Genomic DNA, 12,192 nt, shown 5'->3' on the forward strand with positions numbered 1-12,192 from the left:
CAAAGGGTCTTTCACAATGCAGGTTCGCGTGCTGGGCTGCTCGGGCGCCATCGCCAAAGACTGCCGTACCACTTCGTTCCTGGTCGATACCGACCTGCTCGTCGATGCGGGCACCGGCGTGGGCGACCTCACGCTCGACGAAATGGCCGGCATCGACGACGTGGTGCTTACCCACTGCCACCTCGACCACATCGCCGCGCTCCCCCTCATGCTCGACGCCGTCGGCGCCCGCCGCACCCGCCCCGTGCGCGTGCACGCCCTGCGCCCCACCATCGAGGCGCTGCGCGCCCATGTGTTCAACAACGTCATCTGGCCCGACTTCGAAAGCATTCCCAGCCCCGAAGCGCCTTTTGTGAGCTTTCACGACATCACCGTCGGCCAGACCCTGCAACTGGGTACCGCCACCCCCAAGCACATCGAGGTGCTGCCCGCCGTTCACACCGTGCCCGCCTGCGGCTTTGCCGTGTGCCGCGCCGAGGGCGGCGCGAACTGGGTCTTTACCGGCGACACCGAACGCAACCCCCCCTTCTGGGACCGCGTCAACGCCCTCGATGTGGCCATGCTCGTCATCGAAACCGCCTTCAGCAACCGCGAACAGGCCCTGGCCGAACGCAGCCTGCACCTGTCGCCCCGCGTGCTGGCCGACGAGTTGGCGAACATCGGGCCGGGCAAGCAGTACCCGATCTACATCACGCATACCAAGCCGGCTGAAACTGAGGAAATCATGAGCCAGATCCAGCTGCTGGCTGGGCGTCAGGTGGCGGGGTTGGCGCAGCGGGATATCCGGTGGTTGAAGGCGGATGGGGTGCTGACTTTTTGAGGAGCGCGGCGGCTGGCATGACAAATTTGTCATCGCCTGCGGCGCCTCGACGCAGTTTGTGTCACTCGATGTAACTTGTGTACGGGTGAAGTGACCAGTTTGGTCGGCGCAGGGCCTTCAAACGGGGTGGCACAGATGCTGCGGAAGGTACTGCGCTCCGGGCTTGGTTCCCGGGCTGTACAACCAACCTGGAGTTTTTGAATGAACCGTCGTTCCATCGCACGCAACGTGCAAAAGGGTTTCACCCTTATCGAATTGATGATCGTTGTGGCGATCATTGGTATTTTGGCTGCTGTGGCTCTGCCGGCTTATCAGGACTACACCGTGCGTGCACGCGTGTCTGAAGGCCTTGTCGGAGCCGGTGCTGCCAAGGTGCATGTTGCCGACATTCTTTCCACTGGCCAAAATAGTACCGGCGGATACGGCGCGAACTTCAACGCTCCGACCGCAAGCCAGAACGTTACGTCCGTGGGGATCGCGGCTGTAACCGGTCAAACCACTATTACGTACACTGCTCGTGCAGGTGCCGGTACGCTCGTCCTTGTGCCCTACACAGGCGCTGGTGCACTGCCCGATGCAACCGCCGCGTTTACGCCGCCTGCAGATGCCATCCAATGGCAATGCCATTCCGCGACTGTGGCAACGGTTATCTCGCCAGCGCCAACTACAGCTGCGACCCTGCCGGTGCGCTTTGCTCCTGCTGCCTGCCGCTAATAACTTAGCTAGTTAAAAAAAGAGCGCCTTGGCGCTCTTTTTTTTATCGAAAAACTATGGATTCAACGTCAGGTTCATTGAGAATTCGAAGAGTGTTCAACGCTCTCGTTTCTTTTTCAGTAATGAATAGTCGTTTCCGTGCATCTGGCATTCATTTCCTATGTTCGATGCTGCTGGCGCTTGCCGCATTGGGTGTTGTCTATCTGGTTTGGTACCCTGTTCCGCTAGCTGCGGCAATTGGTGTAGGGCATATTTTTCTAATACTTCTTGCAGTTGACATAGTTATTGGCCCGTTGCTGACCTTCGTGGTTTATAAAAAAGGGAAGAAGAGCCTATTTTTCGACTTAACAGTTATCGCGATCTTGCAAGGGGCTGCATTCGCCTACGGACTGCATGCAATAGCCGTCGCACGACCGGCATGGATCGTGTTCAACGTCGATCGCTTTGATCTTGTGCAAGCGCACGAGCTCGATAGGCGATTTTTGTTAGACACCGACGAAGCGTTCCGCAATCCGTCATGGACCGGTCCTCGTTGGGTTGCGTCGCAGACACCTTTGGACTTGCAAAAACGTAATCAACTAATTCTGGAGTCCGCCGTCGGGGGGGGGGATCTGCCTCAGCGTCCCGATTTATATGTGGCTATAAAGCAGGAGACTGAGAACATCAGACGGATGGCGCATCCCTTGCAAGAGTTAAGTCGTTTCAACCGACCAGAGGTTGTGAACCGCTTGCTGCAAAAATGGCCTAAAGCTGACGCATGGCTGCCTCTTATGGCAAAGACTAGGCCCATGACTGTTCTGCTCAACAAGAAAGATGGTTCTTTCATCGCTGTAGTAGATCTTCGGCCTTGGAATTGATTTTTCGATTTCGCTTTCGTCGAGAAGGTGAATGCTGCGAATCGCAGAGGTTCTATTGGTCGTCGGCTATTAGAAATGCAACGTCTTTTGCTTGTCTCGGATTGGACGCGTGCTCATCTTGTCCGGTAGAACTCACTATCCGGATGTTCAGAGCAAGCGATAGATTGAAATCACCTTCAGATCGGCTTCAGAGACGCGTGCTGTCAATCTAGTTAGCTGGACATCCTTGCACGATCGGTACGACGCCGATCGCGCTAACGCGAGCATCGTTCGACGCACTCGTGGTCGTGCGGCCCTGGTAACGTCTGCCCAAGCTGAGCGCGAGTACCCAGCTTCAGGAGAGAGGATTGCGGATGTGCTTTCACATCGCATCCGACAGCGACGGCGAGTAGTGAGCTGGCCCCTTGAATGACAGGACACGGTCTATCGCTTATCTTTAAAGATAGGAGTAGGACTGTGAGTACGACTAGGAATACGGATACCGTCGAAGTGATCATGAGGGACCAGCGCCGCAGGCGCTGGTCCCTTGCAGAGAAGGCCGCACTGGTTCGTCGAAGCTACGAACCTGGCATGAGCGTGTCGCTCGTCGCACGTCAGGAAGGCGTTGCCGCCAGCCTGCTGTTCCAGTGGCGCAAGCTGGAGCGGCAAGGGGCGCTGACGGCTGTATCGGCGGGCGAGGCTGTGGTGCCGGCTTCGGAACTGGCAGCCGCTCGTGCCGAGATCGCCAAGCTACAGCGCGTGCTTGGCAAGAAGACGCTGGAGAACGAGATCCTCAAGGAAGCTGTGGAGTACGCCGCCGAAAAAAAGTGGATTGCGCGCTCGCCCTTGCTGGACGGGGACGGCCAGTGAAGGCCGTCTGCCAAGTCCTTGGGTTGGCGCGCTCGAACATTCATCGCTTGCAAGCTCGCCCCGAGTCCTGGATCGACGCCCGGACACGACGCACGGCGCCTGCAAGCGACGTGGCCTTGCTCGACGAGATCAAGGCCCAGATCACCGAGTTGCCGACCTATGGCTACCGGCGTGCCTGCGCGTTGGTGAACCGGCATCGAGCCACCATCGGTGCGCCGCGAGTGAACGCCAAGCGCATCTACCGCGTGATGGCGGCTCATGCATTGCTGCTACCGAAGGCGCCGAGACGGCGCCAGTCCAGCCGGCCCCATGAGGGCAAGGTGGCCGTCGCGCACAGCGACATGCGCTGGTGCTCGGACGGCTTCGAGATCAAGTGTGATTCGGGGCAGACCGTGACCGCGACCTTCACCAAGGACTGCTGCGACCGCGAGATCCTGGCTTACCGGGCGTGGGAAGGTAAGGGGCTGCCGGGCGAGCCGGTGCGCGAGATGCTCATCGAGGCCGTGGAGAAGCGCTTCGGCGACATCGAGGGCGTCCCCGAGACTCACGCCTTGGAGTTCCTCTCGGACAACGGAGGCGCGTACATCGCGGCCGAGACCCGGCAGATCGCTCGACAACTGGGCTTGAAGCCGGTCAACACGCCCGTGTGCAGCCCGCAGAGCAACGGCATGGCTGAGAGCTTCGTGAACACGTTCAAGCGCGATTACGTCAGCCGCATGGACCTTGTCGACGCGAGAACGGTGATGGCGCAGATGGCCGCAGCCTTCGAGCACTTCAATGAGGTGCATCCGCACTCGGCATTGAAGATGAAATCACCCAGGGAGTTCAGGCAGCATCGCGCTGCCCACCAGCGCCTTGCTCAGATCGAGCAGACGCTACATTGCAAATAGCCCGTGTCCTGAAATACGGGGGCAAGATCAAGCGACGGCGAGTAGCAGGGGTCCGCATGACTCACAAATGCGGGGCTTGCATGTTCGTCGTGGACGAAGACCCCCAGGCAGGCCATCGCCCCCTCGCTCAGCAGATGCTTCCGCGCCTGTGCCAGCCGGACAGGCGAGATTCAGTTCAAGGACGCTAAGACCCAGAAGAGCACCTTGCAGTTCGCGCGGATCAGGCCTGGAAGTCCGAAGCGAAGACCGAGGCGATGAGCACCGAGCAGCCCCGGCTCTTCTGGAGAGACGCTGGCAAGCGCCAAGCCAGGTCGCTGGTACAGCTGCAGCAAGCCGGTCAGCCGAAGCGATTCGACTGCGGCGCTCAATCCGCCGTCGGCACTTCCCGCCAGTTCAGCAGTCGCAGCGAGGGACCACCTGGCGGCGTGAAGCGGATCTTGTCCAGATTGCCGCGCACGTCGCCGGAGACCAGGCGCACTGTGCCGTCGACGCCCACGAACTTGAGGTCGGTAACCGCGGTGGTGGATTGCACGAACGCGGCACCGTCGGTCAGCGCGGTGCGGCCGGTGTTGAAGTCGATGGCATAGATCCGGCTCTGGCCCGAGGGGCTGCAGGCGTCGCCGCTGGTAAGCAGCGACGAGAACGCCACGATGCCGTTGAAGGCGATCGGGCTGGCCACCATGCGAAGGCCTATGCCGCCTTGCGTGCCGAGGTCGAGGTACCAGCCGCGCGATTCGGCAGGCACGACGGTGCCGCTCACGAGATTGGTGACGGCGGTGAGCGTGCTCCGTGTCGCGGGCATGGTGCTGTCGGCCGGCTTGAAGGCCGTGGCGGTTCCATCGATGACGGCATAGAAGCTTTGCGTCGCGGCGGAGTTGATGTCGCTCGAATCGAGCAACTGGCCGGTGCCGACCATCACGTAGCGCTTGCGCGTCGTGGGCTGGATCTGCACCAGGGGGCGCGAGGTAATCGGCTGGGCCACCGGGGTCGTGGCGCCATCGGTGAAGAGAGCGATCTTGGTCGGTGCGGGGTAGTCCGTGGTCGTGCCCGCGGGCGCTGTCACATCGAAGCGCCAGAGCTGGCCGTTGAGATCGCCCACGTAGATCGCGTCGGCCGTGCCGTCGGTCAGGTCGGTGATGAAGGCCGTGGCATGGGTCATGCCATTGGCCGTCGCACCGGTGCTGATCTTCTGCAGCAACGCGCCGGTTCTCGGATGCACGAAGTAGAGGTAGCCGTTGTGGTTGCTGGTGTCGTTGTGATAGCCCGAGGTCAGCACCACCACCCAACCATAGCGCTTGGTCTTCAGGACCAGGGGCGCGCCGTAGCTGAAGCCCATGTCCGGATCGGTGAACTCCCACAGCACCTTGCTTGCGAGGATGGTTTCATCGGTGATCGTGCCAGGGTCGGTCACGTCGATGGCGTAGAAGCTCTTGCCGCCCTTGCCAAGGCCGCCGACCAGCAGCGAACGCCAGTTCGACCCAGTGGCCGCGAAGGTGCCGCCGGCGCGGTCGAAGTCGACATCGACCACCTCGGGTGTGGCATCGACGTAGTACTTGTGCAGGTAGTTCGGGTTGCCCAATTGGGCCAGGCCGTCCGCGGCCGGCGTGGCCGGGTTGTTCGGGCCGTTGAAGAGGGCGCTCGGCACGTAGGCAAACTGTTCGCGGCCAGCATCGGTGCCGGTGAGTTCGCCGCGGAATGCATGCAGCATGCCGTCGTTCGCGGCGGCATAGACCATCGTCGGGCGCGTGGCCTTGGCCGTCTTGAAGGCAGCATAGCCGCGGTTCACCGCGTCGGAGTAGGCCGATGCAGGCGGGCCGACCGGCTTCACCTTCGAGTTGACGATGTCGCCCAGCAGCTTGCTGCGGAGCCGATAGGGCTTGGTCCCATCGCTTGCAGTCTTTTCCTGGCTGCGATCGCCGCGCAGGTAGTTCAAGTAGTTGCTGCTGTCGTCGCCGGTGACGTAGAGCGTGTCGAGCGCGGTCGCCTGGCTGCCCGTTCCGGTGGTGAGGTTACCGATACGGAAGGGCACGCCTGCCGTACCGTTCCAGGTGGCGATGCGCCGGTCGGTGTTCCAGCCCGTGCCCGCGAATTGCGTCGCGAGCTTGTCGGTGCTGTTCCATGCCGCCGTGAGCGAGGGTGTGCCATCGGTGGCAAAGCTGATGCTGCTCGCACTTACCACGCCGGTCCAATCTTGTGCGTCGTATTGCGAGGCATACGAAGCCGAACCGGTGGCCGAGACCTGCAGGGCAGAGAGCGAGAAAGAGGTGGTGTACGCCTGGATGGCGTTCACGATGCGCTCGAAGGCTTGCGTCAGGCCCCTCACCAGCGTGTCGGGTTGACCTGCGGCAAAGTAGTTGTCGGGACGCGGCTGCGTCAGGTTCGCGGCACGTGTGTCGGTCAGCGTCTCGCCGCTGGTCGACCACCAGTCCAGCGGAATGGTGCCGGCGAAGGTGTAGGGGTCGAAGTCGGCCGGCAGCTTCTTCTGGTCCAGGCCCCCGAACTTGGCAGCGAGGTAGAACTGGTTGTTGTATTGGAAGGGTTGCTCCAGCACGTCCACCCAGTAGGTGCTGACCGTCTGCTTGCCGATGGTGTTGGCCCGTCCCGCCACGTCGGGTCGGATGTCCTTGGTATTGGCGTCGAAGGCGAGGCCTGCGATGTAGGCGGAGTTATCACGGCCGCTGTAGCTGTTTGTGTTGCCCAGGTTGCCCAGGCCCTGCAGCGCGCCCACCCGGTTGGTGGCCGTGACCGCATTGACGGTGTTGTCGTTCGCCACCTCGGTCGGCATGGCTGGCTCGCGAGTGCGGTAGGTGGTGTTGCCGGCCACATTCTTGTCGACGTGGGTATAAATGTCGCCAATGCCCAGCACAAAGTTGCGCTGGCACGAGTATTGGATCGGGTCGTTCCAGTTGGTGATCACGGGGAAGCCGTCAACCCAACTGGTCTTCGTCGGCGCGTCGGCAGTGCCCATCGAGCTCCACGCCGAGACATTGCCGAGGTTCCGGTAATACCGCATGACCGCGTAGTACAGCTCGCTGACTGGGTCGTAGTTCTTGTAGTCGCCCGGAAGGATCTGGCCGAACTTGTTCAGGTAGTTCATCACGCCGCTGTCCGCGATGGCCACTCCGGTTGTATCCGAGGTCGCGGTCGCATCGGCGGCGTCGGGATTGCGGACGAAAGTGCCGTCGGTTTCGCTCCACTCCTTGTTCGTGTTGGCCGCGGGTGCCTCCCCGGGCGACGGCGCGGTCGGGCCGACGAATTTCTGCTTGGCGCGCAGCACGCCGCCGTCCCGCTGGTCGCTGCTGTCGTTCAGGTAGCCGAAGGCGCTGAAACGCATCTTGTCGGCGTACTTCTGGATCAGCCCTTCAGGCTTGTAGTTGGCGCCGTAGGCCTTGCAGTTGGCTTCGAGTCCACCGGCTGCGGCCGAAGGGTCGCACACTTTCACGCGCATCGTGAAGTCGCCATCGACCGGACCGGACTCGGAAAACGGCCTGAAGGTGGTCGACGAAGGAGTGCGCCAATGGAACTGCATTACCGCGCCGCCGCCCTTCTCGTAGTACTCGATCTGCACGCGGAACTGCTGGCCAGCGGTCAGGGCGATGGTGGCCGAGTCGTTGGTGGTCGAGCCGTGATCGGTCCAGTTGTCGATGCGGAGATCGTTGTTGCCGAAATTGTTGCCGTTGCCGGTCTTCACCCAGAGCCGCACGCCGTCGTCGCTGATGGTGCGGAAGGTGTAATTGCCTGCCTCGGGCGCCGTATAGGTTCCGCTGAAGCGCGCCGAGAAGTTGTCGGCATTGATGCCGGTCACCGGACTTCCGTTTCCCCAGTCGTGGTTGGCAGTGTCCGTGGTGACAGTGGCGATCACCGGGTTGTTGAGAGTGATGTTGTTGAAGTACTGCGCCGACATCGTGCGATTGCCACTGCCGCCCGTGGCGGTCATGCGCATCTTGAAGCCGCGGTTGGTAATGCTCACGCCCAATGCAGTGGCATCGTTGAAGGGTGTGGCGCCGGCGATGGCGGATGGCGTGAGGTTGCGGTCCGGAAAGAGGCTGCGGTTGCCGTGCCACGCTTTCTCGAGGATGGTGGAGCTGGCCGTGTCGACCACGCGCCGTCCGCCCGTCATGGCCCAGCGAAAGGGGTCGATGGTGGCGGTGGAAGCCCAGTTCAGGAAGTTGCCGCTCCACTTGTCGTCATTGGCACCCGTGCAGGTGCGGTTGGTGGCGGCGCCGGCCGGGTAGAAGTAGCTGGAGTCGCCCTTGTCGACGGTGCTGACGCCGTTAGCGGTGGTGTCGACTTGGTACAGGTAGCACTTGGCCGGATCGAAGTAGCCCAGGTAGTTGGTAGTGCTGGCGTAGTCGCCGACGTGGGCCGTGCGCGATGCCGTGGGCCATTCCACCGACAGAGCCAGTGCCAGGTTGCCTGGGACCTCCGAGGTTGAGAACACGGGCTGATTGGCGAGCGGAATCGCGGATGCGATCATGGCACTGCCGAGCGCCAAGCCAACGCCGGTGACAATAGTCACGCGGCGCAGCCCGCGAACGAACGAACGAATTCTTGTTTTCATGATTCGCCTGTGCCCTATTCGGGCTTGGTGAAGGAGGCTTGCAGGAACACCTGCGTATCGCGGGGACCGTCGACGCGAACTGAGACGCGGTAGATGGGCGGGCTGGGGATGGAAGGGCCGGGCGTGGCCAGTTGGCTCTGATCGCCACTCGACGTGTCGGTGGTCGACGGGGTGTAGACGCAGCCGCTTTTGCCGATGACTGAGAACGTACCCGTGACGTTGCACATGCGATCGATCACGTAGCGCACGGTGACGCCGCCATTGCCCGCGATGGGCGTGCCGGTTGGCGTGAAGGCGTTGCCCGCCACGTCGGGTCCGGTCAGGTCGGTCTTCTTCAGCAGCACCTCCGGAATGCCCTTGGCATTGGTGGCGAGCTGGACCGCGCTGTAGTTTGCCGCTGGCTGGTGGCTTGCGGTGCCGTCCGCCGTGACGAGTGCGCCGCTGGTCTGGAACTCCCGCATGGCCTTCGCGATCGCGAGTTCGCCCTGATTGACCAGATCGCGCTTGAAGGCGAGATTGCCTGCGCCGAAGAGCGAGGTGTCCATCGACCGCATGACCGCCACGCCCCCGGCGAGCAGCACAACCAGGATGATCAGGCAGAACAGCAGAACCACGCCGCGCTGGCGCGCCGGACCGTGCATCTTGGAAAGTGTCTTCATGGGAAAGGCAGCAACAGCATGTTGCGAAGCGGGATGGTTGTGTCGATGACGCGATAGCGGAAGTTCCGGTCCTCGGCCGCGATGGTCAGCGTGCGCCGGCGATCGGCCGGGAGGTCGCTGAAGATGGTCAGGCTTTCCCTCGTGACGGGTTCCTTCTCGAACAGGCTGCCGCGCATGACCAGCGCCACGCGCGCCGCCACGATGTGGCGCATGGTGTCAGGTGCAAGCATGAGGGTGCCAATCGCATAACCCGCAGCGGCGGGATCGATCCATGTGTCGACAACGCCGTTGCTGTCGGTGTCGACGCCGTACACCGCGTACATTGCAACGACGCCGTCGGCCAGCGCCTGCATGGCCGAGGCGTCGGTGCCTTCGTCGCTGCCAGTGCCAGCTGCCCGCAGCAGGTCGTAGGCGACCAGCGTGCGATCGGCGTTCACGCCGACCAGTTGGAACTGCAGGTTGTTGGCGCCCACATTGCCGAGCGGCGTGAAGAGCGCCGTGCCACCTGCCGCAAGCGTGGCAAGCGAGGTGGTGGCACCCGTCGAGGTGAAGTAGCGCCCTCCGATGGGCAGGACTTCGTTGCCCGCTGCGGCGAATGCCGTCGCGTCCGTGACGTTCACCTGCTCGATCAGGCAGTCGGAATCGAACGTGCCGTTGTCTAAGCTCACCAGCCCGATGTCACCGTTCGCAAGGCCGATGGTGTTGTCCAGCCGCAGGTTGTCGTTGCCCGGGAAGCCGGAGCGGATACGGCGTGGCACGTCGCCCGCCGCCGCATTGCCGCCCATGACCACGAGGGTGTCCGAAGCACCGTCGGCCCCCTTGGCGATCAGGAACGGCGCCAGCCGCAGATTGCCCGCCGCGGCCGCTCCGGCACCGCCGAGCAGCGTGTTGAACGGCGCCGGAAACGCGGATGCGGTTCGCGGCAGGATGGTGGTGGCGGCGGAACCGATCCTGCGCGCCGCGCTCAGCCGGCAGCCGAACACCCCACGCATGCCGGTCTGCGCGAAGCCGGAGCCGGCGCTTCGCAGCAGGCGGTCAATCGCGTAGGCGGCATAGGAGCCGCTCTGGTTCATGTCGTTGGTGGAGGTGGTGCTGCGCTTGTGCGCCTCGCCGAGGGTGACGGCGCTGGTCACGGCAAGCACCACGATCAGGCCGATGACCATGGCCACCAGCAGTTCGATCAGCGTCAGGCCGCGCTGCGCGGCGCGGGCAATGGGTTTGGAGCGGATGTTCATGGCGCGGGCGGCAGCGCGACGCGCGTGGTGAGGCGGCTGGCCTGTTCGCCGGTGGCGCGCTGGGGGGGACTCCAGGTGATGAGGATGTCGGCGGTGTTGGCCGCGACGTCCGAGGTGATCCGAACGCGGCCACTGGGCAGGCCACCGGCTTCCGGGTTGCTGGCGCGGTCGTTCCACGAAGGTACTCCGACGTCGGGGTCGATGGACACAGTGCGAGTGGTCCACATGGTGGCTGCGATGTCGTTGGCAATCAGGGCGGCGCGGTTGCGGTCTTCCGCATCGATCGAGAGGCTGATCGCGCGCGTCTGCAGGCCGATGAGGCCCAGGATGCCCAACGAGAACAGAAGGACCGAGACCAGGACTTCGATCAGCGCGACACCGGATTGCGAAGCGCGGGCGGGGGAGGGCGTAGAGCGCTGGTTTTTCATCACGCGGGGCATCCGTCGGGATTGGTGTTGGAAAGTGCCTTGGCCGGATCGCACAGGCGCACCTGCCCGCCCAGGGCGACCAGCACGCGCATCGGGCGATCGGCATTCGGAATCGTGATGTTGTAGGCCGCAGCCGCGGCGCTGCACGCCACGCCGGTGCCAGGCGTGGGGTTGTCGACGACGCGGCCCAGGGAGTTGAAGCAGATCGTCGCAGGGCCAGTGATCTGGACGTCGGGGGCCAGCCCGGTCAGGCCGCCGCCCTCGATGAACGTGGGATCGGTTGCCTCGCCCGTGAGGAGCGGCACGAAGTTGACCGACCAGTTGGCGCCATTCGCCGCGGCGGTGAGCCCGTCCGCCGGGTTCGTGTCGGCTGTCAGCGAGAAGACGGTCTGGCGGCTGCGCCGCAGGGCTTCGGTCTGCGCAAGACGAAGGCCGTTCTGCAGCGCGTCAGCAACCGTGCGTATGCGGCTGTTGCGTACCCATCCACTCATTGCCGGGAACGCCAGCGCCATCAGAATGCTCAGCAGCACCACGGTCACCATCATCTCGATCAGCGTGAAGCCGCGCGCGGCACGCGGCCGATGGATTCGCGTCTTCATCAGCAACCCGACTTCCTCGTTGTCCAGCCGGTGGTGCACTGTGTCCAGCCCGAACCCGCGCGAACGGTGACGCGCGTGTTCTGCTGGTCCACGGTGAACGTGAAGCCATTGGTGGGGCCGCTGCCCACGGCTTGCGCTGTGAAAGCCGTGGCTGTCAGCGTCGGACAAGAGATGGCGAAACTGCCTGCCGCAGCCGGCGCGGCGCACGGCGAGATGAAGGTGGTGTTAATAGAGCGGTAGTCCCGGTTGTCCTGGAAGTACCGCTCCATGTTGGCGCGCAGCGTCGAGAGCGCGTTCTGCGCGTCTACGAGCTGGCCGCGCAACACGTAATCGCGATAGCTGGGAATCGCGATGGCCGCCAGGATCCCGATGATCGCGACGGTGATCATCACTTCAATCAGCGTGAAGCCGGATGAGCCGCGCCGGGCCTGGGGAGCGCGACGCAGAAAGCTTGCTTGTTTCTTCAAGAGACACCTTTCGACCGGTTTTCGGCCTCTCGCCAGAGGGCGAGCAACAGTTACAGACAGTTGTCAAAGAATGTCTCCAATTGTGTTTTTTTGCAAAACCGCTCGTCTCCCGT

Annotated in this window: 10 protein-coding genes; 4 read left to right on the plus strand and 6 right to left on the minus strand. The window is 63.0% G+C overall.

What is annotated here, in order from left to right:
• Positions 1–16 precede the first annotated feature (16 nt).
• The 4 genes from QFZ42_RS26115 to QFZ42_RS26130 all read left to right on the plus strand — a co-directional run bounded on the left by QFZ42_RS26115 (position 17) and on the right by QFZ42_RS26130 (position 4,130).
• Complete coding sequence (locus tag QFZ42_RS26115) at positions 17–820, plus strand: 3',5'-cyclic-nucleotide phosphodiesterase (RefSeq protein ID WP_307704306.1); 804 nt, start codon at positions 17–19, stop codon at positions 818–820.
• Positions 821–1,021: 201 nt separating this feature from the next.
• Entirely contained in the window at positions 1,022–1,534 is a 513-nt protein-coding gene (locus QFZ42_RS26120; protein ID WP_307703762.1) for a pilin, read from the plus strand.
• A 92-nt stretch (positions 1,535–1,626) separates the two neighbouring features.
• The gene (gene tfpZ / locus QFZ42_RS26125) at positions 1,627–2,391 is read left to right on the plus strand and encodes a TfpX/TfpZ family type IV pilin accessory protein (protein WP_307703763.1); all 765 of its coding nucleotides are present in this window, start codon (positions 1,627–1,629) and stop codon (positions 2,389–2,391) included.
• A gap of 495 nt (positions 2,392–2,886) precedes the next feature.
• Positions 2,887–4,130, plus strand: a protein-coding gene (locus tag QFZ42_RS26130; protein WP_307703764.1) for an IS3 family transposase whose coding sequence is annotated in 2 segments (ribosomal slippage) — positions 2,887–3,184 and positions 3,184–4,130 — 1,245 coding nt in all. Because the reading frame shifts where the segments join, the coding sequence is not laid out codon by codon here.
• Between the two features lie 364 nt (positions 4,131–4,494).
• Here the strand turns inward: QFZ42_RS26130 and QFZ42_RS26135 are convergent.
• The 6 genes from QFZ42_RS26135 to QFZ42_RS26160 are packed head-to-tail and all read right to left on the minus strand — an operon-like array spanning position 4,495 to position 12,079.
• The gene (locus QFZ42_RS26135) at positions 4,495–8,691 is read right to left on the minus strand and encodes a PilC/PilY family type IV pilus protein (protein ID WP_307703765.1); all 4,197 of its coding nucleotides are present in this window, start codon (positions 8,689–8,691) and stop codon (positions 4,495–4,497) included.
• Between the two features lie 14 nt (positions 8,692–8,705).
• Positions 8,706–9,350, minus strand: coding sequence for a pilus assembly PilX family protein (locus tag QFZ42_RS26140; protein WP_307703766.1), 645 nt, complete (start codon positions 9,348–9,350; stop codon positions 8,706–8,708).
• Positions 9,347–10,585 (minus strand): PilW family protein, encoded by a 1,239-nt coding sequence (locus QFZ42_RS26145; RefSeq protein ID WP_307703767.1) that lies wholly within the window; start codon positions 10,583–10,585, stop codon positions 9,347–9,349. Before QFZ42_RS26145 ends, QFZ42_RS26140 begins: the two co-directional genes overlap by 4 nt.
• Positions 10,582–11,013 (minus strand): type IV pilus modification protein PilV, encoded by a 432-nt coding sequence (gene pilV / locus QFZ42_RS26150; protein ID WP_307703768.1) that lies wholly within the window; start codon positions 11,011–11,013, stop codon positions 10,582–10,584. Before pilV ends, QFZ42_RS26145 begins: the two co-directional genes overlap by 4 nt.
• Entirely contained in the window at positions 11,013–11,612 is a 600-nt protein-coding gene (locus tag QFZ42_RS26155) for a GspH/FimT family pseudopilin (protein ID WP_307703769.1), read from the minus strand. Before QFZ42_RS26155 ends, pilV begins: the two co-directional genes overlap by 1 nt.
• Positions 11,612–12,079 carry a type IV pilin protein gene (locus QFZ42_RS26160; RefSeq protein ID WP_307703770.1) on the minus strand — a complete coding sequence of 156 codons (468 nt, stop codon included), beginning with the start codon at positions 12,077–12,079 and terminating at the stop codon, positions 11,612–11,614. Before QFZ42_RS26160 ends, QFZ42_RS26155 begins: the two co-directional genes overlap by 1 nt.
• Positions 12,080–12,192: the final 113 nt, after the last annotated feature.

This window comes from Variovorax paradoxus (assembly GCF_030815855.1).
GTDB classification, from domain to species: Bacteria; Pseudomonadota; Gammaproteobacteria; order Burkholderiales; family Burkholderiaceae_C; genus Variovorax; species Variovorax paradoxus_M.